Below are 22,707 nucleotides of genomic sequence, written 5' to 3'. Positions count from 1 at the left end.
CCCATGCAGCAACTGATCTGGTTCCGGTGCGACCTGCGGGTCCACGACAACACCGCCCTGACCGCCGCCCTCCAGGCCGGCCCGACCCTCGCCCTGTTCCTGGTCAGCCCCGGCCAGTGGCAGGCCCACGACGACGCAGCGGCCAAGGTCGACTTCTGGCTGCGCAACCTCGTCGAACTGCAACGCGAACTGCAGGCCCTGAACGTACCGCTGCTGGTGCGCCACATCGACCACTGGGACGAAGCGCCCGAAACCATCGCCCGACTGTGCCGCGAGCATTCCGTGGGCAGCGTCCAGGTCAACGAGGAATACGGCATCCACGAGCAGCGCAGGGACGAGGCCGTGCACGCCCGCCTGGCCCGCGACGGCATCACCCTGCACAGCCACCTCGACCAGTTGCTGTTCCGCCCCGGCAGCGTGCTGACCCGTACCGGTGGCTACTTCCAGGTCTACAGCCAGTTCCGCAAGGTATGCTACGAGCGCCTGCACAGCGCCCTGCCTCCGTGCCTGCCGCTGCCCGCCGCCCAGGCGCCGCTGACTGTGGCCAGCGACCCGCTGCCGGAAGCCGTGGACGGCTTCCCGACGCCGCCGCAGAGCCTGCGTGACCTGTGGCCCGCCGGCGAGCGCGCGGCCCTGGCCCGCCTGGCGGCCTTCGCCGAGGACGACCTGCACGGCTACCGTGACCGCCGCGACCTGCCCGCCGAGCCCGGCACCAGCCAGCTCTCGCCCTACCTCGCGGCCGGCGTGGTCTCCCCGCGCCAGTGCCTGCACGCCGCCCTGACGCAGAACCGCGGCGAGTTCGACAGCGGCAGCGAAGGCGCCGTGACCTGGATAAACGAACTGCTCTGGCGCGAGTTCTACAAGCACATCCTGGTGGGCTACCCCCGCGTCAGCCGGCACCGCGCCTTCCGCCCGGAGACCGAAGCACTGCCCTGGCGCAATGCCCCGGCCGACCTGGAAGCCTGGCAGCAGGGCCGCACCGGCGTGCCCATCGTCGACGCCGCCATGCGCCAACTGCTCGCCACCGGCTGGATGCACAACCGCCTGCGCATGATCACCGCCATGTACCTGACGAAGAACCTGCTCATCGACTGGCGCGAGGGCGAGCGCTGGTTCATGCGCCACCTGGTGGACGGCGACCTGGCCGCCAACAACGGCGGCTGGCAGTGGAGCGCCTCCACCGGCACCGACTCCGTGCCCTACTTCCGCGTATTCAACCCGGTCACCCAATCCCGTCGCTTTGATCCCAAGGCGCGCTTCCTGCGCCAGTGGCTGCCGGAGCTGGGCCGCCTGGACGACGACGCCGTGCACGACCCATCCGCCCTTGGCGGGCTGTTCGGCGTGCAGGGCTACCCGCGCCCGCTGGTGGACCTGGCGGCCAGCCGTGACCGCGCCATCGCCGCCTTCCGCGACCTGCCCAAGGAGCCCCGCTGATGGACGCCTTCCTGCCGCGCTTCGCCGAGGACTTCGCCGCCATCGGCCGCGACAGCCTGGACCGCCTGGGCCAGCTCTACAGCGACGACGTGGTGTTCCAGGACCCGCTGCACCGCATCGAGGGCCTGACCGCCCTGCGCCGCTATTTCGCCGAGCTGTACGAGAACGTCGAGGCGCTGGCCTTCCAGTTCCACGGCCATGACAGCGTCGGGGAGGGCGAGGGCTACCTGCGCTGGACCATGCGCTACCGTCATCCGCGCCTGGCCGGTGGCCGCGAGATCGCCGTGGAAGGCTGCTCACACCTGCGCTGGCGCGACGGCCGCGTGTACCACCACCGCGATTACTTCGACGCGGGCGCCTTGCTCTACGAACACCTGCCGCTGATGGGGCGGGTCATCCACTGGCTGAAAGGGAGATTGGCATGAGTACCCGACGCATCTGGCTCACCGGTGCCAGCAGCGGCATCGGCGCCGCGCTGGCCGAGTGCCTGCTGGAACAGGGCCACCACCTGGCCCTCACCGCGCGCTCGCTGGCCGCGCTGCAAGCCTTCGAGCAGCGCTACCCCGGCCAGGTGCTGGCCCTGCCCGGCGACCTCGGCGCCCCGGGCGTGGCGGCCGACATCGGCGAGCACATCAAGGCGCACTGGGGCGCGCTGGACACCGCCATTCTCAACGCCGGCACCTGCGAATACCTCGACGCCCGCCAGTTCGACGCCGACATGGTGGAACGGGTGGTCAATCTCAACCTGGTGGGCAGCGCCCGCTGCATCGAGGCGGCCCTGCCGCTGCTACGGGCCGGCCGCGATCCCCACCTGGTGGGCGTGGCCAGCGCCGTGACTCTGTTCGAACTGCCCCGCGCCGAAGCCTATGGCGCCTCCAAGGCCGGCCTGCGCTACCTGCTGCAATCGCTGCGGGTGGACCTGGCCAGCGAAGGCATCGACGTCACCGTGGTCAGCCCCGGCTTCGTCGACACCCCGCTGACCCAGCGCAACGACTTCCCCATGCCCATGCGCTGGCCGGTGGAGCGGGCCGCCCGCTACATCGCCGAGCGCCTGGAACGCCGCCCGCTGGACATCGCCTTCCCGCGCCCCTTCATCCTCACCCTCGGCCTGCTCGGGAGCCTGCCCGCGCGGCTGCGACTGGCCATCGGCAAACGCCTGTCGCGCAACGGAGCCCCTTCATGAAGATCGCCATCATCGGCAGCGGCATCGCCGGCCTCACCACGGCCTACCTGCTGAACCGCCGCCACGACATCCAGGTGTTCGAGGCCAGCGACTGGATCGGCGGCCACACCCACACCGTGGACGTCACCCTGCACGGGCGCAGCTACGCGGTGGACACCGGGTTCATCGTGTTCAACGACTGGACCTACCCGAACTTCATCCGCCTCATGGAGCAGCTGGGCGTGGCCCACCAGCCCACCGAGATGAGCTTCTCCGTGTGCGACCCGGCCAGCGGCCTGGAATACAACGGCAACAACCTCAACAGCCTGTTCGCCCAGCGCAGCAACCTGCTCTCCCCGGGGTTCTGGGGCATGCTGCGGGACATCCTGCGCTTCAACCGCGAATCCCTGGCCGACCTCGACAGCGGCCGCGTGCCCACCAGCGCCACCCTCGGCGACTACCTGCGCGAACGCGGGTACGGCCAGCGCTTCCGTGACCACTACCTGGTGCCCATGGGCGCGGCCATCTGGTCCACCTCCCTGGAGGACATGCTGGCCTTCCCCCTGGCGTTCTTCGTGCGCTTCTTCAAGAACCACGGGCTGCTCTCGGTCAACGACCGGCCGCAGTGGCGGGTCATCAGCGGCGGCTCGCGCAGCTACGTGGCGCCCCTGACGGAAAGCTTCGCCGAGCGCATCCGCCTGGCCTGCCCGGTCAGCCGCGTGGAGCGCGATGCCGACGGGGTGACCGTGCACAGCGCCGCCGGCGCCGAACGCTTCGACCAGGTGGTGTTCGCCTGCCACAGCGACCAGGCCCTGACCCTGCTGGCCGAGCCGAGCCAGGCCGAGCGCGAGATCCTCGGCGCCCTGCCCTACGCCGACAACGAGGTGGTGCTGCACACCGACGCCCGCCTGCTGCCCCGCCGCAAGCTGGCCTGGGCCAGCTGGAACTACCGCCTCGGCGGCCCGGCGCACCAGCCGGCGGCCGTGACCTACGACATGAACCGCCTGCAAGGCATCGAGGCGCCGGAGACCTTCTGCGTCAGCCTCAACCAGACCGACGCCATCGACCCGGCACGCATCCTTGCGCGCTTCACCTACGCTCATCCTCAGTACAGCCTGGCCGGCATGCAGGCCCAGGCGCGTTGGGGGGAAATCAGTGGCCAGCAGCACAGCCATTTCTGTGGCGCCTACTGGGCCAACGGCTTCCATGAAGACGGCGTGGTCAGCGCCCTGCGCGTGGCCCGTGCATTCGGGGAAAACCTGTGAACAGCGCCCTCTACAGCGGCTGGGTGCAGCACCGTAGGCACAGCCCGCGGGCCCATGCCTTCCGCTACCGCATCGGCCTGCTGTACCTGGACCTGGACGAACGCGAGGCGGTACTCGGCCTGTCGCCCCTGGCCGGCAGCGGGCGCTTCGCGCCCTTCTCCTTCCGCGAGCGGGACTACCTGTGCGCCTACACCGCCAACGGCCAACCCCTGGCCGAAGCGGCCCGCCAGCTGGTGGCCGAGGCCCTCGGCGAGCGGCCGGAGGGCCCGGTGTGCCTGCTCACCCAGGTGCGCAGCTGGGGCCTGGCCTTCAACCCGGCGAGCTTCTACTACTGCCACCACGCCGACGGCCGCCTGGCGGCCATCCTCTGCGAGGTGACCAACACCCCCTGGCGCGAGCGCTACCACTACGTGGTGCCGGCCCAGGGCGACGGCGCCCAGCGCATCCAGGTGGACAAGGCCTTCCACGTCTCGCCCTTCATGCCCCGCGACATGACCTACCGGATGGCCTTCACCCCGGTGAGCCAGCGCCTGGGGGTGCACATCGAGAACTGGCGCGAGGGTCAGCGCGCCTTCGACGCCACCCTCGACCTGACCCGCGAGCCGCTGGACCGGGGCAGCCTGCACCGCTACCTCGCACGCTTCCCCTGGATGACCGCCAAGACCGGCCTGGCCATCTACTGGCAGGCCCTGCGCCTGCTGATCAAACGCACGCCCATTTTCAACCATCAGGTGGCGGCGGACGCTTACCGCGTCGCCGTCCCGCTTTCCCAGGAGCATGACCATGAAAAACCCTAGCCTCGCCCGGACCGGTCTGTTCGGCGGCAACGGCTTGGCCAGCGGCCTGCTGAGGCGGCTGGTGACCTCGCGCCTGGCGCAGCTGCGCCACGGCCAGCTCACCGTGCTGGAAGACGGCGAGGAGCACGTCTACGGCGACCCGCGCGCCACCCTGCGGGCACGCATCGAGATCCTCGACCCGGCAGCCTGGGCGCTGGTGGCCAGCAACGGCTCCATCGGCTCCGGCGAAGCCTACGTCCACGGCTACTGGACCACCCCGGACCTGACGGCGGTGATCCGCGTGTTCGTCGCCAACCTCGACGTGCTGGACGACATGGAAGGCGGCCTGGCGCTGCTCGGCCGCCCGCTGCTGCACGGCCTGCACTGGCTCAACCGCAACACCCGCGCCGGCTCCCAGCGCAACATCTCCGCCCACTACGACCTGGGCAACGACCTGTTCGAGCGCATGCTGGACCCGACGATGATGTACTCGGCGGCCCAGTACGAGCACCCGGAGCAATCCCTGGAGGCCGCGCAGCTGAACAAGCTGGAGCGCATCTGCCAGAAGCTGCGCCTGACCCACGACGACCACCTGCTGGAGATCGGCAGCGGCTGGGGCGGCATGGCCATCCACGCCGCCACCCGCTTCGGCTGCAAGGTCACCAGCGTGACCCTCTCCCACGAGCAGCACGCCCACTGCCAGAAGCGGATTGCCGAGCTGGGCCTGCAGGACCGGGTGGAGGTGCTGCTGAAGGACTACCGCGACCTGGAGGGCCGCTTCGACAAGCTGGTCTCCATCGAGATGATCGAGGCCGTGGGCCACCGCTTCCTGCCCACCTATTTCGCCCAGTGCGCACGCCTGCTGAAGGACGACGGCCTGATGCTGCTGCAGGCCATCACCATCCGCGACCAGCGCTACGAGCAGGCCAAGCGCAGCGTGGACTTCATCCAGCGCTACATCTTCCCGGGCGGTGCCCTGCCCTCGGTCACCCGCATGCTGCAGGTGGCCACCGAGGCCAGCGACCTGAACCTGGTGCACATGGAAGACTTCGGCACCGACTACGCCCGCACACTGCGCGCCTGGCACGAGAACCTCGCCCGCGCCCGCAGCGAGCTGGAAGGCCTCGGCTACGACGCCTACTTCTACCGGCTGTGGGAGTTCTACCTGTGCTACTGCGAAGGCGGCTTCCTGGAACGTGCCATCGGCACCGCCCAGCTGCTGCTGGCCAAGCCCGGCGCCCGCCACGCCCCGCTGCTCGGCCAGCTGGATGCGTAAGCTGCCGCCGCTGCTGGCGAACGGGCTGAACGCCCTGGCCTTCCAGGCCGGGTGGTTCGCCTGCGTGTTCGCCAGCCAGCATCCGCTCCTGCTGCTGGTGCCGCTGGCCGCGCTGGCGCTGCACCTGGGCCTCGTCGCCCACTGGCGCCAGGAGCTGCCGCTGGTGGCGGCCGTCGCCCTGCTGGGTGCGGCGCTGGACAGCCTGCTGCTCAACCTGGGGCTGTTCGATTTCGCGGGTGAGAGCCGCTGGGCGCCGGCCTGGCTGATCCTGCTCTGGGCCCTGCTGGCCACCACCCTGCGCCACTGCCTGGCCTGGAGCGCGCGCCCGCTGTGGCTGTCGGCGCTGCTCGGCGCCCTCGGCGGGCCGCTCTCCTACTACGCCGGCGCGCGCCTGGCGGACGTGGGCCTGCCACTGGGCCAGGTGACGAGCCTGGCGCTGCTGGCGGTGATCTGGGCGCTGGTGTTCCCGCTGCTGCACACACTGGCAGCCCGGCTGGTGCCCGCGCGCTGAGGCGCGATACGGGGTGACCGGTGCTCGCGGCGCTGGAAATCGATCGATGCAGAAACAGAACGCCCGCTCCCCATAGGGGAGCGGGCGCTTGTCGTGCCCGGAACCCGTTCATGGCGGCGCGCCCCGGAGACGCGCAGCCGATGATAGGCAGGCCCTTAGAAGGCGACGCGGTAGTGCAGGGTGTAGGCCTCTACGCCGTCGTTGGGCTGTTTGATGCCCGCGTTGGAGTAGTGGATGGCGCGCACGCCGACTTCCTGGCCGTTGAAGCGCAGGCCCGCGCCGATGCGGTCCTCGAACTGGAAGGAGGAGCCCAGCTTGTTGTCTTCCAGCTCGGTGCTGGAGAACAGCGCCACGCCGATGCCGGCCTCGACGTAGGGCTTCACGGTCTCGCCGGCGAATTCGTAGACGAACACCGGGGCGAAGGAAATGCTGTGGTTGCTGGCGGTGTCGTCGCCGTCCCAGTAGGTGTAGCCCGCATCCCAGTAGCCGGTGAGGTGGCCGACGCTGCTTTCCAGCCAGCGGGTGCCGAAGTCGAACTGCGTACCCAGGCGGTAGACCATGGTGGAGTCACCGGTCTGGCCGATGTCGAGGGAGACGTCGGCGGCCTGGGCGCTGATGACGGGACCCACGCACAGGGCTGCGAGGGCAGCCAGGGAAAACAGTTTCTTCATGATGGAAACTTCCTTATTAAAAAAGGCTGATCAGGAGGGGATACCACGCTAGGAATTGCGCGAATTATAGAGTGGCTGGTTCTAAGAGAAAGGCGACGAACGGAGAGTTCAGAGTTTTTTTACACCGGCAGCGGCTGCACGTCTTCGCCGCATTCCCCCCACAACACCGGCAATACCGCCTGCAACGCGCCGGCATCCCCGGAACTCCAGAAACGGCAGGGTGCTGCTTCGCCTTCGGCGAGGGCATTGCCAGCCTGCAGCAGGCGCTGCAGCTGACGCGCCACGGCGGCGCCGGTGTCCACCAGGCTCACCGACTCCGGCACCAGCTCCCGCAGCAGCGGGCGCAGGAAGGGGTAATGGGTGCAGCCGAGGATCAGCGTGTCGCAGCCCGCCTCCAGCAGGGGCTGGACGTAGCACTGCAACAACTCGCGGGTCGCCGGTCCGGCCAGGTCGCCGGCCTCGATGCGCTCCACCAGGCCCGGGCAGGGCTGGGTCACCACCTTCACATCCCCGGCGAAGCGGTCGAGCAAGGCAGCGAACTTGGCGCTCCTGAGGGTGCCTGTGGTGGCCAGCACGCCCACCACGCCGCTGCGGGTGGCACGGGCCGCCGGCTTGACCGCCGGCTCCATGCCGACGATGGGCAGGTGCGGATGGCGCGCGCGCAGGTCGGCCACGGCAGCGGCGGTGGCGGTGTTGCAGGCCAGCACCAGGGCCTTGGCGCCCTGGCCGAGGAGGAAGTCGGCGATGCGCTGGCTGCGCTCGCGGATGAAGTCGGGGCTCTTTTCGCCATAGGGCACGTGGCCGCTGTCGGCCACGTAGAGCAGGGATTCGGCCGGCAGCAGCGCGCGGATCTCGCGCAGCACCGAGAGGCCGCCCACGCCGGAGTCGAAGACCCCGATCGGCGCCCGATCAGGCATGGCGCTCGCCACAGACGCTGCAGGCCGGGTCGCGCTTGACCCGCAGCTCGCGGAAGCGGGTGCCGAGGGCATCCACCAGCAGCAGCCGGCCCACCATCGGCTCGCCGAAACCAGCCAGCAGCTTGAGCGCCTCCAGGGCCTGCAGGCTGCCCACCAGGCCCACCAGCGGGCCGACCACGCCGGCCTCGCTGCAGGTCAGCTCGGCTTCGCTGCCGTGGCCGTAGAGGCAGTGGTAGCAGGGGCTGTCGTCGCGGCGCGGGTCGAACACCGAGAGCTGGCCGTCGAGGCGGATGGCGGCGCCGGACACCAGCGGCTTGCCGGCCGCCATGCAGGCAGCGTTGACCGCCTCGCGGGTGCCGAAGTTGTCGGTGCAGTCGAGCACCACGTCCACCTGGGCCACGGCAGCCGCCAGGCTGTCCTCGTCCAGCGCGCGGGTGATCGGCACCAGGCGCACGCCGGGGTTGAGGGCGGCCAGGCGGGTCATGGCCGACTCCACCTTGAGCACGCCGACGCTGGCGCTGTCGTGGATCACCTGGCGTTGCAGGTTGGTCAGGTCGACGCTGTCGAAGTCGGCCAGGTGCAGCTCGCCGACACCGGCGGCGGCCAGGTAGAGGGCGACGGGCGAACCGAGGCCGCCGAGGCCGACGATGAGCACGCGGCCCTGCTTGAGCCGGAGTTGCCCGTCGACGTCGATCTGCGGCAGGAGGATCTGCCGGCTGTAGCGGAGCAGTTCCTCGTCGCTCAGCATGGCCGGCGGCCCAGGCTGATGCGTTCGTGGCCGCCCAGGTCGCGGCGGCTTTCCACGGCTTCGAAGCCTTCGCGGACGAGCAGTTCGCGCACCGCGGTGGCCTGGTCGTAGCCGTGTTCCAGCAGCAGCCAGCCACCGGCATTCAGGTGGGCGGGGGCCTGGCTGACGATCAGGCGGATGTCGTCCAGCCCGTCGGCACCGGCCACCAGCGCGCTGCTGGGCTCGAAGCGCACGTCGCCCTGGGCCAGGTGCGGGTCCTGGGCGGCGATGTAGGGCGGGTTGCTGACGATCAGGTCATAGCGCTCGGCGCCCAGGGCGCTGAACCAGTGGCTCTCGCGGAAGGCGGCATTGCCCAGCCCGAGGCGCTCGCGGTTGCGCTCGGCCAGGGCCACGGCCTCGCTGATGCGGTCGACGCCGGTGACCTGCCAGCCGAGGCGCTCGCAGGCCAGCGCCAGGGCGATGGCCCCGGTGCCGGTGCCGAGGTCGAGCACGCGGGCCTGGGGCAGCGTGACCAGGGCCAGGGCGGTTTCCACCAGCAGCTCGGTGTCGGGGCGGGGAATCAGGGTGTGCGGGGCGACTTCCAGGTCCAGGCTCCAGAAGCCCTGGTGGCCGAGGATGTAGGCCACCGGCTCGCCCTGGCGGCGGCGTTCGAGGTAGCTGGCGTAGCGCTCGGCGGCCTCGCCGCTGACCACCCGTTCGGGCCAGGTGTGCAGGAAGCTGCGCGGCTTGCCGAGGGCGGCGGCGAGCAGCAGTTCGGCGTCCAGGCGGGGGCTGGGCGAGTCCGGCAGGCGGGGGTCGCTCAGCAGGCTGGCGATGATGCTCACGGTCAGTCTCCGAGGGCGGCCAACTGGTCGGCCTGGTATTCCGCCAGCAGCGGCTCGATGACGGCTTCTACGCTGCCGGCGAGCACGTCGTCCAGGGCGTAGAGGGTCAGGTTGATGCGGTGGTCGGTGACCCGCCCCTGGGGGTAGTTGTAGGTGCGGATGCGCTCGGAACGGTCCCCGGAGCCCACCAGCAGCTTGCGGGTCTCGGAGATTTCCTTGTGGGCGGCGGCTTCCTGCTGGTCGTTCAGCTTGGCCGCGAGCCAGGCCATGGCCTTGGCGCGGTTCTTGTGCTGGGAGCGCTCTTCCTGGCACTCGACCACGATCCCGCTGGGGATGTGGGTGATGCGCACGGCGGAGTCGGTCTTGTTGACGTGCTGGCCGCCAGCACCGGAGGAGCGGTAGGTGTCGATGCGCAGGTCCGCCGGGTTGATCTCGATGGCGGCCTGCTCGTCCGGCTCGGGGAGCACGGCGACGGTGCAGGCGGAGGTGTGGATGCGGCCCTGGGACTCGGTCTCCGGCACGCGCTGCACGCGGTGGGCGCCGGATTCGAACTTGAGCTTGGCGTAGACGTTGTCGCCCTCGACCCGGGCGATCACCTCTTTATAGCCACCGTGCTCGCCCTCGTTCTCGGAGAGGATCTCCACCCGCCAGCCCTGGCGTTCGGCATAGCGCGAGTACATGCGGAACAGGTCGCCGGAGAAGATCGCCGCCTCGTCGCCGCCGGTGCCGGCACGGATCTCGAGGAACACGTTGCGGCCGTCGTTGGGGTCCTTGGGCAGCAGCATGCGCTGCAGGCGTGCCTCCAGCCCCACCAGCTGTTCGCGGGCCTGGGCGACTTCCTCTTCGGCCATCTCGCGCAGGTCCGGGTCGCTGTCCTTGAGCAGCGCCTGGGCGCCTTCGAGGTCGTCCTGCACCTTGCGGAACTCGCGGAAGGCGAGGATGACCGGCTCGACCTCGGCGTACTCCTTGGAGTAGGCGCGGAAGCGGGTCTGGTCGCTGATGACCTCGGCATCGCCGAGCAATGCGGTGAGCTCCTCGTAACGATCCTGGAGGATGTCGAGCTTCTTGAGCAGTGACGCTTTCATTGAGGGTGCTTGTCCGGGCCCTCGTCGAGGGCGAAGAGTTCCTGGGCCACGGCCAGCGCATCGAAGCGGCCGTCGGCGGAGAGTTTCTTCAGCTGCACGCTGGGGGCGTGCAGCAGCTTGTTGGTGAGGCCACGGGCCAGCTGGGCGAGGACATCCTCCGGGGCGGCGCCGTTGACCAGCATGCGCTGGGCCTTGGCCAGTTCCTCGTCGCGCAGCCGCTCGGCCTGCTGGCGGTAGGCGCGCAGCACGTCCACCGCAGCCAGCTCGCGCAGGCGCTGCATGAACTCGTCGACACCGCCGCTGACCAGTTCCTCGGCGGCCTGGGCAGCGCCCTGGCGGCTCTTGAGGTTCTCCTCGACCACGTCGTGGAGGTCATCGACGGTGTAGAGGTAGACGTCGTCCAGCTCGCCCACTTCGGGCTCGATGTCGCGGGGGACGGCGATGTCGACCATGAAGATCGGCTTGTGCTTGCGCTGCTTCAGCGCGCGCTCCACGGCGCCCTTGCCGAGGATCGGCAACTGGCTGGCGGTGGAGCTGATGACGATGTCGCTGTTGACCAGCTCGTCCGGGATGTCGGCCAGCAGCACCGCGTGGGCCCCGAACTGTTCGGCCAGCAGGCTGGCGCGCTCCAGGGTGCGGTTGGCGACGACAATGCGCTTGACGCCCTGCTCGTGCAGGTGGCGGGCGACCAGGGTGATGGTCTCGCCGGCACCGATCAGCAGCGCCTGGCTGCGGCTCAGGCTGGAGAAGATCTGCCGGGCCAGGCTGACGGCGGCGAAGGCCACGGAGACCGGGTTCTCGCCGATGGCGGTGTCGGTGCGCACGGTCTTGGCGGTGCTGAAGGTGGCCTGGAACAGGCGCCCCAGCAGCGGCCCGACGGTGCCGGCCTCACGCGCCACGGCGTAGGCGGACTTCATCTGCCCGAGGATCTGCGGCTCGCCCAGCACCATGGAGTCCAGGCCCGAGGCCACGCGCATCATGTGGCGCACGGCGGCGGCGTCGTGGTGCACGTAGGCGCAGGCGCGCAGCTCTTCGAGGCTGAGGTTGTGGTAGCCGGCCAGCCAGGTCAGCACCTCGTCGGCGCAGATCTCGTCCTGCTCCAGGTAGAGCTCGCTGCGGTTGCAGGTGGAGAGGATCGCCGCCTCGCGACTGGGAGTGAGGCTGCACAGCTGCTGCAGGGCCTCGACCAGCTGCTCGGGAGTAAAAGCCACGCGCTCGCGCACATCCACGGAGGCGGTTTTGTGGTTGATACCGAGGGCTAGAAAGGCCATGCAGGGTCGCTAACGGATACGGAAGGCGCGCAATTGTCCTACTTCGATTCAGTGAGAACAACCACCGCTTGCCATTGTCACAGGCCTGTATACGCGCCATGCAATCTATAGGGCCCGGCCCCATGGGCTTGCCTGGCGGCTTGTGTCATGATGCTCCGACCGCAGGTTAGTCGCCCTTTCCCCCTTATGAATAAATCCCTCGCGTTGCTGACCGCCTTCCTGTTCCTTGGCGGATGCCAGACCCTGGCCCCTTCATCCCCGGACGGCACCCCGCCGGTGGAAGACAGTGCCCAGGCACCCGAAGCCAAACCCCAGGTCTATGCGTCCTTCAGCCGCGACACGCTGTTCGCCCTGCTCACCGCCGAGCTGGCCGGGCAGCGCAACCGCTTCGACATCGCCCTCGGCAACTACGTCCAGCAGGCCAACGCCACCCAGGACCCCGCAGTCGCCGAGCGCGCCTTCCGCATCGCCGAGTACCTGGGCGCCGACCAGGCCGCGCTGGACACCGCGCTGATCTGGGCCACCAACGCCCCCGAAAACCTCGATGCCCAGCGCGCCGCCGCCATCCAGCTGGCCCGTGGCGGTCGCTACGACGAATCCATGACCTACATGGAGAAGGTGCTGCAGAAGCAGGGCGACACCCATTTCGACTTCCTCGCCCTCTCCGCCGCCGAGACCGACCCGGACACCCGCGCCGGCCTGCTGCAGAGCTTCGACCGCCTGCTGGCCAAGTACCCGGACAACAGCCAGCTGGTGTTCGGCAAGGCCGTGCTGCTGCAACAGGACGGCCGCACCGAGGACGCCCTGGCCCTGCTGGAAGACCTGCCCTCCAGCGACCAGCAGATCCCGCCGATCCTCCTGCGTGCGCGCCTGCTGCAGAGCCTGGACCGCACCGACGACGCGCTCCCGCTGCTGGAACGCGCCATCAAGCAGCACCCGGACGACAAACGCCTGCGCCTGACCTACGCCCGCCTGCTGGTGGAGGCCGGCCGGCTGGACGAAGCCAAGTCCGAGTTCGCCGGGCTGGTGCAGCGTTTCCCCGATGACGACGACCTGCGCTTCTCCCTCGCCCTGGTGTGCATGGAAGGCGAAGCCTGGGACGAAGCTCAGGTCTACCTGCAGGAACTGGTGGAACGCGGCAGCCACGTAGACTCCGCCCACTTCAACCTCGGCCAGGTCTACGAGAAGCGCAACGACCTCGAAAGCGCGCTGATCGAATACGGCCTGGTGGGCGCCGGCAACGACTACCTGCCCGCGCAACTGCGCTACACCGAGCTGCTGCTGGACGCCAAGCGCGGCGACGAAGCCGCCAGCCACTTGGCCAAGGCCCGCGAGGCACAGCCCGACTACGCCATCCAGCTGTACCTGATCGAGGCGGAGAACTTCGCCGAGCGCCAGCAGATCGACCATGCCTGGGCCACCATCGCCCAGGGCCTGAAGCAGTTCCCGGGCGATCTCAACCTGCTCTACACCCGCGCCATGCTGGCCGAGAAACGCGGCGACCTGGCCCAGCTGGAGCGCGACCTGCGCTTCATCATCGAGCGCGAGCCCGAGAACGCCATGGCGCTGAACGCGCTGGGCTACACCCTGGCCGACCGCACCACCCGCTACGAGGAAGCCCGCGCCCTGGTGGAACAGGCGCACCAGCTCAAGCCGGATGATCCGGCCATCCTCGACAGCCTCGGCTGGATCAACTTCCGCCTGGGCAAGCTGGACGAAGCCGAGCGCCTGCTGCGCCAGGCCCTGGAAGCCTTCCCCGACCATGAGGTGGCCGCCCACCTGGGCGAAGTGCTGTGGGCCAATGGCAAGCAGAGCGAAGCCCGCAAGGTGTGGGCCGAAGCCCTGAAGAACCAGCCCGACAGCCCCATCCTGCGCAGCACCCTGAAGCGCCTGACCGGCTCCGAGACCCTCTGATCCATGCGTCTACGTCATCTACTGGCCGCAGGGGCGCTGCTCCTGCTCACCGGCTGCGCCGGCCTCACCTCCCGCGAATCGGTTGAAGGCAAGGGCGACGCCACACTCTGGAAAGCCCACAAGCAGCAGGTCGCCGCCCTCGATGGCTGGCAGATCGCCGGCAAGGTCGGCATCCGCGCACCGAAGGACTCCGGCAGCGGCACCCTGTTCTGGCTGCAACGCCGCGACTACTACGACATCCGCCTTTCCGGCCCGCTGGGCCGTGGCGCCGCCCGCCTCACCGGCCACCCCGGTGCCATCGTGCTGGAAGTGGCCAACCAGGGCCGCTACGAAGCCGAATCCCCCGAAGCCCTGCTGGAAGAACAGCTCGGCTGGCGCCTGCCCGTCTCCCACCTGCAATGGTGGGTGCGCGGCCTGCCCGCCCCCGACAGCCGCAGCCGCCTGACCCTCGACAGCGACAGCCACCTCTCCCGCCTGGAGCAGGACGGCTGGGAGGTGAACTACCTCAGCTACGTCGAGCAGAACGGATTCACCCTGCCCGAGCGCATCAAGCTCAAGGGCGCCGACCTCGACGTCACCCTGGTGATCAAGGACTGGCAGCCGCGCCAGCTCGGCCAGTGAGTTCCGCCATGCAAGACGCCCAGCTGATCCTGCCGGCGCCGGCCAAGCTCAACCTCATGCTGCACATCCTCGGGCGCCGTCCCGACGGCTACCACGAGCTGCAGACGCTGTTCCAGTTCCTCGACCACGGCGACGAACTGGGCTTCTCGCTCCGCGAGGATGGCGAGATCCACCTGCGCACCGAGGTGCCCGGCGTCCCCCATGACAGCAACCTGATCGTCCGCGCCGCGCGCAGCCTGCAGCAGGCATCCGGCACCCGCCTGGGCGCCGACATCTGGCTCGACAAGCGCCTGCCCATGGGCGGCGGCATCGGCGGCGGCAGTTCCGACGCCGCCACCACCCTCCTCGGCCTCGACCACCTCTGGCGCACGCACCTCGGTGAAGAGCGCCTGGCCGAGCTGGGGCTGGCACTGGGTGCCGACGTGCCAGTGTTCGTAGGCGGTCGCGCGGCCTTCGCCGAAGGCGTCGGCGAGCGCCTGCAACCGGTCACCCTGGAGGAGCCGTGGTTCCTCGTCGCCGTACCGCAAGTCTTTGTCAGCACAGCAGAAGTTTTCACCGATCCCGAGTTGACACGGAATTCGGCGCCCATTAATCTTCGCAGCCTTCTTGAGGGGGGCAGTCGTAACGACTGTCAGCCAGTGGTCGAGAAGCGTTACCCCGAAGTTCGTAACGCACTGATGTGGTTGAACAAATTCACATCGGCCCGACTGACCGGCACCGGAGCTTGTGTGTTTGGGAGCTTCCCAAACCGGGACGATGCTGATAAAGTCGCCCGCCAACTTCCGGCCACTCTGCCAAGTTTCGTCGCCAAGGGCAGCAACATCTCGATGCTGCATCGACGCCTCGAAAGCCTGGCTTGAAAGAAGTGTGCAAGTCCTCCGGTTATACCGATACAGGGGCGTCGCCAAGCGGTAAGGCAGCAGGTTTTGATCCTGCCATGCGTTGGTTCGAATCCAGCCGCCCCTGCCATAACCCTTCCCAGGGTCCTCGGTAGAACAGGTCTTGCAACGGTAGTTAAACGATATAGGGGCGTCGCCAAGCGGTAAGGCAGCAGGTTTTGATCCTGCCATGCGTTGGTTCGAATCCAGCCGCCCCTGCCATACACGAAGAAGCTGTTCAAAAGCCTCGGCGTTTGAACAGCTTTTTAATTCATCAGGTCCACCCTCAGCCGGCAGGTACTGCGCGTGTCCAAGATGATGGTCTTCACGGGGAACGCCAACCCCGATCTGGCGCGTCGCGTCGTACGTCAACTGCATATCCCCCTCGGTGATGCCTCTGTAGGCAAGTTCTCCGACGGCGAAATCAGCGCGGAAATCAACGAAAATGTCCGCGGTAAGGACGTCTTCCTGATCCAGCCCACGTGCGCGCCCACCAACGACAACCTGATGGAGCTGGTGGTGATGGCTGACGCCTTCCGCCGCTCCTCGGCGTCCCGTATCACCGCTGTGATCCCCTACTTCGGCTATGCCCGCCAGGACCGCCGCCCGCGTTCCGCTCGCGTGGCGATCAGCGCCAAGGTCGTGGCCGACATGCTCACCGTGGTCGGTATCGACCGCGTGCTGACCGTCGACCTGCATGCCGACCAGATCCAGGGTTTCTTCGATATCCCCGTGGACAACATCTACGGCTCCCCCGTCCTGGTGGATGACATCGAAGACCAGCGTTTCGACAACCTCATGATCGTCTCCCCGGATATCGGTGGCGTGGTACGTGCCCGTGCCGTCGCCAAGTCCCTGGGTGTCGATCTGGCGATCATCGACAAGCGTCGTCCCAAGGCCAACCAGTCCGAAGTCATGCACATCATCGGTGATGTGGACGGCCGGACCTGCGTCCTGGTCGACGACATGGTCGACACCGCCGGCACCCTCGGCCACGCCGCCAAGGCCCTGAAGGACCACGGCGCTGCCAAGGTCTACGCCTACTGCACCCACCCGGTGCTGTCCGGTCGTGCCATCGAGAACATTGAAAACTCCGTGCTGGACGAGCTGGTGGTGACCAACACCATCCCGCTGTCTGCCGCGGCACAGGCCTGCTCCCGTATCCGTCAACTGGATATCGCGCCGGTCGTGGCTGAAGCGGTCCGCCGCATCAGCAATGAGGAATCGATCAGCGCGATGTTCCGCTAAGGAACGCGCCTGACGAAAACGCCCCGCTCCGGCGGGGCTTTTTTGCCTAACCGCCCAAGATGCTGGTCGCAAGCACTCGGGGCGGTTTGGCTATTTTGGAGAACTGCAATGACTGAATTCGCCCTGAACGCTTCCGTACGTTCCGACCTGGGGAAAGGTGCGAGCCGCCGCCTGCGTCGTAACGAAGCCCAAGTTCCCGCCGTTGTCTACGGTGGCGACAAGGCTCCGCAATCCATCGGTCTGCTGGCCAAAGAACTGGCCAAGCTGCTGGAAAACGAGGCTGCCTTCAGCCACGTGATCGCCCTGAACGTCGCCGGTGCCACCGAGACCGTTCTGATCAAGGCCCTGCAGCGTCACCCGTCCAAAGGCTTCGTCGTACACGCTGACTTCCAGCGCGTCGTTGCCGGCCAGAAGCTGACCGCTCACGTACCGCTGCACTTCCTGAACGAAGCCACTGCTGTTGGCGTGAAGACTGGTGGTGGCGAGATCTCCCACACCATCTCCGAAGTCGAAGTTTCCTGCCTGCCGAAAGACCTGCCGGAATTCATCGAAGTCGACCTGGCCAAGGTCGAAGTGGGTCAGACCGTTCACCTGTCCGACCTCAAGCTGCCGAAAGGCGTCGAGCTGGTGGCCCTGGCCCACGGCAACGACCTGGCAGTTGCCAACATCCACGCTGCTCGCGTAGCGAAGGAAGAAGGCTCCGCCGAGTAATTCGCGCAGCCTGAAAAGGAAGGGCCCCTGTCGTGACCGCCGTACAACTGATCGTCGGCCTGGGAAATCCAGGCCCCGAATACGACCAGACCCGGCATAACGCAGGGGCCCTTTTCGTTGAGCGCGTGGCAGACAGCCAGCGCGTCAACCTGTCTCTCGACAAGAAGTATTTCGGCCTCGTTGGCAAATTCAGCCACCAGGGCCGCGACGTTCGTCTGCTCATCCCCACCACCTACATGAACCGCAGCGGCCAGTCCGTGGCGGCGCTCGCCGGTTTCTTCCGCATCCCGGTCGACGCGATCCTGGTGGCCCACGACGAACTCGACATGCCCCCCGGCGTCGCCAAGCTCAAGCAGGGCGGTGGCCATGGCGGGCACAACGGGTTGCGCGACATCATCGCCCAGCTCGGCAACCAGAACGGCTTCCATCGCCTGCGCCTCGGCATCGGCCATCCCGGGCACGCCAGCCTGGTATCCGGCTACGTCCTCGGCCGCGCGCCGCGCAGCGAGCAGGAACTGCTCGACACCAGCATCGACTTCGCCCTCGGCGTGCTGCCCGACATCCTCGCGGGGGATTTCACCCGCGCGATGCAGAAACTGCACAGCCAGAAGGCATGATCCACCTCTTAATCGCCCCATTGGCGCGAGGGACATAGCATGGGATTCAATTGCGGCATCGTCGGCCTGCCCAACGTCGGCAAGTCCACCCTGTTCAACGCCCTGACCAAATCCGGCATCGCGGCGGAAAACTTCCCCTTCTGCACCATCGAGCCGAACAGCGGCATCGTTCCCATGCCCGACGCACGCCTGGAAGCCCTGGCCGAGATCGTCAAGCCGGAGCGGGTCCTGCCCACCACCATGGAGTTCGTCGACATCGCTGGCCTGGTCGCCGGTGCCTCCAAGGGTGAAGGCCTGGGCAACAAGTTCCTCGCCAACATCCGCGAGACCGACGCCATCGCCCACGTCGTGCGCTGCTTCGAGGACGACAACGTCATCCACGTCTCCAACAGCGTCGACCCCAAGCGCGACATCGAGATCATCGACCTCGAACTGATCTTTGCCGACCTCGACAGCTGCGAGAAGCAACTGCAGAAAGTGGTCCGCAACGCCAAGGGCGGCGACAAGGACGCCATCGCCCAGAAGGCCCTGCTGGAGCAACTGATCGCCCACTTCACCGAAGGCAAGCCCGCGCGCAGCCTGATGAAGAACATGGACGACGAGCAGAAGCGCGTGATCCGCGGCTTCCACCTGCTCACCAGCAAGCCGGTGATGTACATCGCCAACGTCGCCGAGGACGGCTTCGAGAACAACCCGCACCTGGACGTGGTCAAGGCCATCGCCGCCGAAGAAGGCGCCGTGGTCGTACCGGTGTGCAACAAGATCGAAGCCGAGATCGCCGAACTGGACGACGACGAAGAGAAACTGATGTTCCTCGAGTCCATGGGCATGGAAGAGCCGGGCCTGAACCGCGTGATCCGCGCCGGCTACAACCTGCTCAACCTGCAGACCTACTTCACCGCCGGCGTGAAGGAAGTCCGCGCCTGGACCGTGCGCATCGGCGCCACCGCCCCGCAGGCCGCTGCCGTCATCCACACCGACTTCGAGAAAGGCTTCATCCGCGCCGAAGTGGTCGCCTATGACGACTTCATCCAGTACAAGGGCGAAGCCGGCGCCAAGGAAGCCGGCAAATGGCGCCTGGAAGGCAAGGAATACATCGTCAAGGACGGCGACGTGATGCACTTCCGCTTCAACGTCTAAGCCCTCCCCGCTTTACCCGAAGCCCCCTGCGGACCTGCTCCGCCGGGGGCTTCGTGCTTCAGGCCGCCTCACCCCGCTGCTCGAACACCTCCCGCGCCACCGCCAGGCCGTTCAGCGCGGCCGGGAAGCCGGCGTAGACGGCCATCTGCATGATCGTCTCGACGATCTCCGTGCGGCTGGCGCCGACGTTCAGCGCGCCGTGCACGTGGACCTTCAGTTGCGGAGCGGCGTTGCCCAGGGCGGTCAGCGCCGCCACCACGGCGATCTCCCGGCTCTTCAGGTCTAGCCCCGGGCGGGAATAGATGTCGCCGAAGGGGAACTCCACCAGGTAGCGCGCAAAGTCCGGGGCGATGCCCGCCAGGCTCTCCACCACCCGCTCACCGGCCTCGCCGTCGATCTCCTTCAGTTTCGCCAGCCCACGCTGGTAGCGGCTCTCGTCACTCATCTGCGTTGCCCTTCTCGGTTGATGGCTCCAGCCCCAGGGCCTGCTCGCACGCGCGGTAATGCTCGATCTTCGCGTGCAGCGCATCGGCGGCCTGGCGCATCGCCTCGATCTCGGCCAGGACCTCCGCAAGGTGGGCCTCCAGCATCTGGCGACGCGCCGGCACCGTCGGGTCCCCGGCGCTCCTCAGCGCTGCGAACGCCTGCATCTTGCCGATGGGCATGCGGGTCGTGCGCAAGCGCAGCAGGAACTCGATCCAGGCCATGTCCGAAGCCGCGTAGCGCCGCTGCCCACCCGGCGCCCGGCCCACCGGGGCGATGAGCCCGATGCGCTCGTAATAACGCAGGGTGTGAGCCGTGAGCCCGGTACGCCGGGCGACTTCGTCGATGCTGAGATGAGGTTCCATGGGGCGATCCTAGAAGTTCGAGCGCGCTCTAAGTCAACCCTTTGCCGGTGCCACGTCAAGCACCGCCCTCAGCGCCTTCGAAAACGCAGGGGCAACCCCTGGCAATCCTCCCCGAAGCGCCCCTGGTGCCAGCCCAGTTGGCCCGACACCAGCGTGGTGCGCACCGCGTGACGGAAGGTACGGCCCTGGAACGGCGTCCAGCCGCATTGCGCGTGGATCGGGTCCGCCTCCACCGGCCGAGGCTCGGCCAGGCGCTCCACCAGCACCAGGTCTGCCCAGTAGCCCTCGCGCAGGTAGCCGCGCCGCTCGATGGCGAAGCGCTCCGCCACCGCGTGGCTGGTCTTGTGCACCAGCAGCGTCAGCGGCAGCAGCCCGTCGGCCACCAGCTCCAGCAGTGCCGGCAGGCTGTGCTGCACCAGCGGCAACCCGGCGGGCGCCTGGGCGTAGGGCCGGGCCTTCTCCTCCCGGGTGTGGGGCGCGTGGTCGCTGCCGATCACGTCCAGCCGCCCGTCCAGCAACGCCCGGCGCAGGGCATCACGGTCGGAGGGCGCCTTGATCGCCGGGTTGCACTTGATCAGGTGGCCCAGGCGCGGGTAGTCGCGGTCATCGAACAACAGGTGGTGCACGCACACCTCGGCGGTGATGCGCTTGCCCGGCAGCGGCCCGGGGATGAACAGCTCCAGCTCCCGCGCCGTGGTGATGTGCAGCACATGCAGGTCGGTGCCGAAGCGACGGGCCAGCGCCACCGCCCGGCTGGAGGAGCGGTAGCAGGCCTCCGCATCGCGGATCAGCGGGTGCGCGTCGGGCGGGATGGCATCGCCGTAGCCCGCCGCCCATTGCGCCTCGCGCTCGCGGATGCGCGGCGTGTCTTCGCAGTGGGCCAGCAGCAGCGTCGGGCAGTCGCGGAACAGCCGCTCCAGGGACGCCTCGTCGTCCACCAGCAGGTTGCCGGTGGAAGCGCCCATGAACACCTTCACCCCCGCCACCCGCTCCGGGTCGAGCCGGGCCACGGTGTCGAGGTTGTCCCGGCTCACGCCGAAGTGAAAGCCGTAGTTCACCGAGGAACAGGCCGCCGCGCGGCGCTCCTTCGCCGCCAGCGCCTCCAGGTCCAGGGTCGGCGGCTGGGTGTTGGGCATGTCCATCACGCTGGTCACGCCCCCGGCCAGCGCCGCGCGGGACTCGCTGAGGAAGGTGCCCTTGTGGGGCGCGCCGGGGTCACGGAAGTGCACCTGGTCATCGATCATCCCCGGCAGCAGGTACTGACCGTTGGCGTCGATCACCCGCACGTCCGGGCGGGCGCTGATGCTGCGGTCGATGCGTTCGATACGGCCGTTGTGCACCAGCAGGTCGGCCTCCCACTCGCAGCCTTCATTGACCAGGCGGGCATTGCGGATCAGCAGGTTGTGCATGGCTGGAACTCGTTCTGCAGGGCCTGGTAACCGGGCCCCAGGTCGATGGGGACAAGGGCCACCTGTTCGGACGGGTGGGCCGGCGCGTCAGGCTCGGGCGACGCACACGTCACCCGCAGCCCCGCGCCGGAGAGCTGGTTGTAGAAGCACGAACGGCGCCCGGTGTGACAGGCCGGGCCGGCCTGGTCCACCTGCAGCAGCAGCGCATCGCCGTCGCAATCCAGGTGGGCGCTCACCAGGTGCTGCACATGCCCGGAGGTATCGCCCTTGCGCCACAGGCAGCGGCGCGAGCGCGACCAGTAGCACGCCCGCCCCTCCTCCAGCGTGAGCCGCAGGGACTCTGGGTTCATCCACGCCAGCATCAGCACCTCGCCGCTGTCGTACTGCTGCGCCACGGCGGGGATCAGCCCATCGGCACGCCAGGGAATGGCCGCCATCACCGCCTCCAGATCCCGCCCGGTGCCGGCCGGGCTCCGCTCCAGTTGCAGCCAGAAGCTCATGGCGCCAGCGCCTGCAGCAGCCGCTCGACGTTCTGCCGGTACATGCCCAGGTAGGTGCTGGCCGGGCCCTCGGCCGCCAGCGCATCGGAATACAGCGTACCGCCCACCCGCGCGCCGGCCTCCTCGGCGATCTGCTTCACCAGTCGCGCATCGCGGATGTTCTCCACGAAGATGGCGCGCACGCCCTCCGCCCGCAGCTGGCGGATCAACCCCGCCACCTCGGCAGCGGAAGGCTCGGCCGCATCGCTCACGCCCTGGGCCGCGAGGAACTGCAGGCGCCACTCCTGGGCGAAGTAACCGAAGGCGTCATGGCTGGTCAGCACCCGGCGCCGCTCCGGCGGCAACGCCATCAGGCGCGGGGCGATGCTCTGGCGCAGCGCCCCCAGGCGGCCCAGCCAGGAGTCCCGCCGCGCCTCGAAGGCTGCCGCCCGGGCCGGCACCAGCTGCACCAGCGCCTGGGTGATGTTGCGCGCGTAGATCTCCGCATTGCCCAGGCTCTGCCAGGCGTGGGGGTCCACCAGGCGCTGGTCGTCCTCCAGCACCGTCATCGGCACCACGCCCTTGCTCGCGTCGATGCGCGTGCCGCGCGCCTCGCCGTTGGCCAGCAGGCGCTCCAGCCAGGGCTCGAAGCCCAGCCCGTTGGCGATCACCAGGTCCGCCTCCAGCACCGCCCGCACCTGGGCCGGAGCGGGCTCGAAGACGTGGGCATCGGCATCCGCCCCCACCAGGTTGGTGAGCTGGATGTCGTCCCCGCCGATCTCGCGGGTGATGTCCGCCAGGATGCTGAAGGTGGTCACCACCCTCGCCTTCTCCGCAGCGGACAGTGAAACGGGCAGGCACAGCAACAGCACAACGCACAGGCGCATGAACATGCGGGGGCT

At 68.4% G+C, this 22,707-nt stretch carries 24 protein-coding genes, 2 tRNA genes and 1 pseudogene; 16 read left to right on the top strand and 11 right to left on the bottom strand.

What is annotated here, in order from left to right; genetic code table 11:
* Positions 1-3: 3 nt before the first annotated feature.
* From phrB to FBY21_RS24790, 7 genes are read left to right on the top strand one after another with little or no spacing between them, the layout of a single operon-like run.
* Positions 4-1,434 (top strand): deoxyribodipyrimidine photo-lyase, encoded by a 1,431-nt coding sequence (gene phrB, locus FBY21_RS24820; protein ID WP_142014526.1) that lies wholly within the window; start codon positions 4-6, stop codon positions 1,432-1,434.
* On the top strand, positions 1,434-1,859 hold the full coding sequence (locus FBY21_RS24815; protein ID WP_069562636.1) for a nuclear transport factor 2 family protein: 426 nt from the start codon (positions 1,434-1,436) through the stop codon (positions 1,857-1,859). Before phrB ends, FBY21_RS24815 begins: the two co-directional genes overlap by 1 nt.
* Positions 1,856-2,617 (top strand): SDR family NAD(P)-dependent oxidoreductase, encoded by a 762-nt coding sequence (locus FBY21_RS24810; protein ID WP_142014523.1) that lies wholly within the window; start codon positions 1,856-1,858, stop codon positions 2,615-2,617. The genes FBY21_RS24815 and FBY21_RS24810 overlap by 4 nt, the downstream gene beginning before the upstream one ends.
* Positions 2,614-3,861: an NAD(P)/FAD-dependent oxidoreductase gene (locus FBY21_RS24805; RefSeq protein WP_107330332.1), complete on the top strand. Its 1,248-nt coding sequence runs from the start codon at positions 2,614-2,616 to the stop codon at positions 3,859-3,861. Before FBY21_RS24810 ends, FBY21_RS24805 begins: the two co-directional genes overlap by 4 nt.
* Complete coding sequence (locus FBY21_RS24800) at positions 3,858-4,658, top strand: DUF1365 domain-containing protein (protein WP_044404488.1); 801 nt, start codon at positions 3,858-3,860, stop codon at positions 4,656-4,658. Before FBY21_RS24805 ends, FBY21_RS24800 begins: the two co-directional genes overlap by 4 nt.
* On the top strand, positions 4,645-5,913 hold the full coding sequence (locus FBY21_RS24795) for an SAM-dependent methyltransferase (RefSeq protein ID WP_142014518.1): 1,269 nt from the start codon (positions 4,645-4,647) through the stop codon (positions 5,911-5,913). Before FBY21_RS24800 ends, FBY21_RS24795 begins: the two co-directional genes overlap by 14 nt.
* The gene (locus FBY21_RS24790; protein ID WP_142014515.1) at positions 5,906-6,424 is read left to right on the top strand and encodes a DUF2878 domain-containing protein; all 519 of its coding nucleotides are present in this window, start codon (positions 5,906-5,908) and stop codon (positions 6,422-6,424) included. The genes FBY21_RS24795 and FBY21_RS24790 overlap by 8 nt, the downstream gene beginning before the upstream one ends.
* 155 nt (positions 6,425-6,579) lie before the next feature.
* Here FBY21_RS24790 and FBY21_RS24785 read toward each other — a convergent pair whose 3' ends face one another.
* The 6 genes from FBY21_RS24785 to hemA all read right to left on the bottom strand — a co-directional run bounded on the left by FBY21_RS24785 (position 6,580) and on the right by hemA (position 11,940).
* The gene (locus FBY21_RS24785; protein ID WP_142014512.1) at positions 6,580-7,095 is read right to left on the bottom strand and encodes an acyloxyacyl hydrolase; all 516 of its coding nucleotides are present in this window, start codon (positions 7,093-7,095) and stop codon (positions 6,580-6,582) included.
* A gap of 119 nt (positions 7,096-7,214) precedes the next feature.
* Positions 7,215-8,012, bottom strand: coding sequence for a glutamate racemase (murI, locus tag FBY21_RS24780; protein ID WP_142014507.1), 798 nt, complete (start codon positions 8,010-8,012; stop codon positions 7,215-7,217).
* Entirely contained in the window at positions 8,005-8,760 is a 756-nt protein-coding gene (locus FBY21_RS24775; RefSeq protein ID WP_074973499.1) for a molybdopterin-synthase adenylyltransferase MoeB, read from the bottom strand. Before FBY21_RS24775 ends, murI begins: the two co-directional genes overlap by 8 nt.
* Positions 8,754-9,584, bottom strand: a complete 831-nt coding sequence (gene prmC / locus FBY21_RS24770) for a peptide chain release factor N(5)-glutamine methyltransferase (RefSeq protein WP_142014503.1) — start codon at positions 9,582-9,584, stop codon at positions 8,754-8,756. The genes FBY21_RS24775 and prmC overlap by 7 nt, the downstream gene beginning before the upstream one ends.
* Before the next feature lie 2 nt (positions 9,585-9,586).
* Positions 9,587-10,669 carry a peptide chain release factor 1 gene (gene prfA / locus FBY21_RS24765; protein ID WP_044404472.1) on the bottom strand — a complete coding sequence of 361 codons (1,083 nt, stop codon included), beginning with the start codon at positions 10,667-10,669 and terminating at the stop codon, positions 9,587-9,589.
* On the bottom strand, positions 10,666-11,940 hold the full coding sequence (gene hemA, locus FBY21_RS24760) for a glutamyl-tRNA reductase (RefSeq protein ID WP_044404469.1): 1,275 nt from the start codon (positions 11,938-11,940) through the stop codon (positions 10,666-10,668). The genes prfA and hemA overlap by 4 nt, the downstream gene beginning before the upstream one ends.
* 186 nt (positions 11,941-12,126) lie before the next feature.
* Between hemA and FBY21_RS24755 the strand changes: the two genes are divergently transcribed.
* The 9 genes from FBY21_RS24755 (at position 12,127) to ychF (ending at position 19,069) form a co-directional block, all read left to right on the top strand.
* Positions 12,127-13,854, top strand: a complete 1,728-nt coding sequence (locus tag FBY21_RS24755; protein ID WP_142014500.1) for a tetratricopeptide repeat protein — start codon at positions 12,127-12,129, stop codon at positions 13,852-13,854.
* A gap of 3 nt (positions 13,855-13,857) precedes the next feature.
* Positions 13,858-14,475 (top strand): lipoprotein insertase outer membrane protein LolB, encoded by a 618-nt coding sequence (gene lolB / locus FBY21_RS24750; protein WP_074973504.1) that lies wholly within the window; start codon positions 13,858-13,860, stop codon positions 14,473-14,475.
* 8 nt (positions 14,476-14,483) lie between these two features.
* Positions 14,484-15,335: a 4-(cytidine 5'-diphospho)-2-C-methyl-D-erythritol kinase gene (ispE, locus tag FBY21_RS24745; RefSeq protein ID WP_142014497.1), complete on the top strand. Its 852-nt coding sequence runs from the start codon at positions 14,484-14,486 to the stop codon at positions 15,333-15,335.
* Between the two features lie 34 nt (positions 15,336-15,369).
* A tRNA-Gln gene (locus FBY21_RS24740) sits at positions 15,370-15,444 on the top strand.
* Between the two features lie 56 nt (positions 15,445-15,500).
* A tRNA-Gln gene (locus FBY21_RS24735) sits at positions 15,501-15,575 on the top strand.
* 84 nt (positions 15,576-15,659) lie between these two features.
* The gene (locus FBY21_RS24730) at positions 15,660-16,601 is read left to right on the top strand and encodes a ribose-phosphate pyrophosphokinase (protein WP_044404458.1); all 942 of its coding nucleotides are present in this window, start codon (positions 15,660-15,662) and stop codon (positions 16,599-16,601) included.
* Positions 16,602-16,709: 108 nt separating this feature from the next.
* Positions 16,710-17,312 carry a 50S ribosomal protein L25/general stress protein Ctc gene (locus FBY21_RS24725; protein WP_044404455.1) on the top strand — a complete coding sequence of 201 codons (603 nt, stop codon included), beginning with the start codon at positions 16,710-16,712 and terminating at the stop codon, positions 17,310-17,312.
* A gap of 32 nt (positions 17,313-17,344) precedes the next feature.
* Complete coding sequence (pth, locus tag FBY21_RS24720) at positions 17,345-17,929, top strand: aminoacyl-tRNA hydrolase (protein WP_044404452.1); 585 nt, start codon at positions 17,345-17,347, stop codon at positions 17,927-17,929.
* Positions 17,930-17,968: 39 nt separating this feature from the next.
* Entirely contained in the window at positions 17,969-19,069 is a 1,101-nt protein-coding gene (ychF, locus tag FBY21_RS24715) for a redox-regulated ATPase YchF (RefSeq protein ID WP_044404449.1), read from the top strand.
* 58 nt (positions 19,070-19,127) lie between these two features.
* Here the strand turns inward: ychF and FBY21_RS24710 are convergent, their stop codons facing one another.
* The 5 genes and pseudogenes from FBY21_RS24710 to FBY21_RS24690 all read right to left on the bottom strand — a co-directional run bounded on the left by FBY21_RS24710 (position 19,128) and on the right by FBY21_RS24690 (position 22,692).
* Positions 19,128-19,514, bottom strand: coding sequence for a carboxymuconolactone decarboxylase family protein (locus tag FBY21_RS24710; RefSeq protein WP_142014492.1), 387 nt, complete (start codon positions 19,512-19,514; stop codon positions 19,128-19,130).
* Positions 19,507-19,917 (bottom strand): MerR family transcriptional regulator, encoded by a 411-nt coding sequence (locus FBY21_RS24705; RefSeq protein WP_142014489.1) that lies wholly within the window; start codon positions 19,915-19,917, stop codon positions 19,507-19,509. The genes FBY21_RS24710 and FBY21_RS24705 overlap by 8 nt, the downstream gene beginning before the upstream one ends.
* A 68-nt stretch (positions 19,918-19,985) precedes the next feature.
* Positions 19,986-21,326, bottom strand: a complete 1,341-nt coding sequence (locus FBY21_RS24700) for a dihydroorotase (RefSeq protein ID WP_142014484.1) — start codon at positions 21,324-21,326, stop codon at positions 19,986-19,988.
* A gap of 83 nt (positions 21,327-21,409) precedes the next feature.
* Positions 21,410-21,826, bottom strand: a pseudogene (gene hisI, locus FBY21_RS24695) (phosphoribosyl-AMP cyclohydrolase); the annotation flags it as partial.
* Positions 21,823-22,692: a metal ABC transporter solute-binding protein, Zn/Mn family gene (locus tag FBY21_RS24690; RefSeq protein WP_044404512.1), complete on the bottom strand. Its 870-nt coding sequence runs from the start codon at positions 22,690-22,692 to the stop codon at positions 21,823-21,825. The gene FBY21_RS24690 and the pseudogene hisI, both read right to left, overlap by 4 nt.
* Between the last annotated feature and the right edge of the window lie 15 nt (positions 22,693-22,707).

Origin of the sequence: Pseudomonas sp. SLBN-26, assembly GCF_006715895.1 — a bacterium.
Lineage (GTDB): Bacteria > Pseudomonadota > Gammaproteobacteria > Pseudomonadales > Pseudomonadaceae > Metapseudomonas > Metapseudomonas otitidis.
This window is presented reverse-complemented; position numbering and strand designations above follow the sequence as displayed.

Bases quoted from the DNA above. Each gene is read 5' to 3' on its own strand.
- phrB (WP_142014526.1), top strand. From the start codon at position 4: ATGCAGCAACTGATCTGGTTCCGGTGCGACCTGCGGGTCCACGACAAC.
- FBY21_RS24815 (WP_069562636.1), top strand. From the start codon at position 1,434: ATGGACGCCTTCCTGCCGCGCTTCGCCGAGGACTTCGCCGCCATCGGC.
- FBY21_RS24810 (WP_142014523.1), top strand. From the start codon at position 1,856: ATGAGTACCCGACGCATCTGGCTCACCGGTGCCAGCAGCGGCATCGGC.
- FBY21_RS24805 (WP_107330332.1), top strand. From the start codon at position 2,614: ATGAAGATCGCCATCATCGGCAGCGGCATCGCCGGCCTCACCACGGCC.
- FBY21_RS24795 (WP_142014518.1), top strand. From the start codon at position 4,645: ATGAAAAACCCTAGCCTCGCCCGGACCGGTCTGTTCGGCGGCAACGGC.
- FBY21_RS24790 (WP_142014515.1), top strand. From the start codon at position 5,906: ATGCGTAAGCTGCCGCCGCTGCTGGCGAACGGGCTGAACGCCCTGGCC.
- FBY21_RS24785 (WP_142014512.1), bottom strand. From the start codon at position 7,095: ATGAAGAAACTGTTTTCCCTGGCTGCCCTCGCAGCCCTGTGCGTGGGT.
- murI (WP_142014507.1), bottom strand. From the start codon at position 8,012: ATGCCTGATCGGGCGCCGATCGGGGTCTTCGACTCCGGCGTGGGCGGC.
- FBY21_RS24775 (WP_074973499.1), bottom strand. From the start codon at position 8,760: ATGCTGAGCGACGAGGAACTGCTCCGCTACAGCCGGCAGATCCTCCTG.
- prfA (WP_044404472.1), bottom strand. From the start codon at position 10,669: ATGAAAGCGTCACTGCTCAAGAAGCTCGACATCCTCCAGGATCGTTAC.
- hemA (WP_044404469.1), bottom strand. From the start codon at position 11,940: ATGGCCTTTCTAGCCCTCGGTATCAACCACAAAACCGCCTCCGTGGAT.
- FBY21_RS24755 (WP_142014500.1), top strand. From the start codon at position 12,127: ATGAATAAATCCCTCGCGTTGCTGACCGCCTTCCTGTTCCTTGGCGGA.
- lolB (WP_074973504.1), top strand. From the start codon at position 13,858: ATGCGTCTACGTCATCTACTGGCCGCAGGGGCGCTGCTCCTGCTCACC.
- ispE (WP_142014497.1), top strand. From the start codon at position 14,484: ATGCAAGACGCCCAGCTGATCCTGCCGGCGCCGGCCAAGCTCAACCTC.
- FBY21_RS24725 (WP_044404455.1), top strand. From the start codon at position 16,710: ATGACTGAATTCGCCCTGAACGCTTCCGTACGTTCCGACCTGGGGAAA.
- ychF (WP_044404449.1), top strand. From the start codon at position 17,969: ATGGGATTCAATTGCGGCATCGTCGGCCTGCCCAACGTCGGCAAGTCC.
- FBY21_RS24710 (WP_142014492.1), bottom strand. From the start codon at position 19,514: ATGAGTGACGAGAGCCGCTACCAGCGTGGGCTGGCGAAACTGAAGGAG.
- FBY21_RS24705 (WP_142014489.1), bottom strand. From the start codon at position 19,917: ATGGAACCTCATCTCAGCATCGACGAAGTCGCCCGGCGTACCGGGCTC.
- FBY21_RS24700 (WP_142014484.1), bottom strand. From the start codon at position 21,326: ATGCACAACCTGCTGATCCGCAATGCCCGCCTGGTCAATGAAGGCTGC.
- FBY21_RS24690 (WP_044404512.1), bottom strand. From the start codon at position 22,692: ATGCGCCTGTGCGTTGTGCTGTTGCTGTGCCTGCCCGTTTCACTGTCC.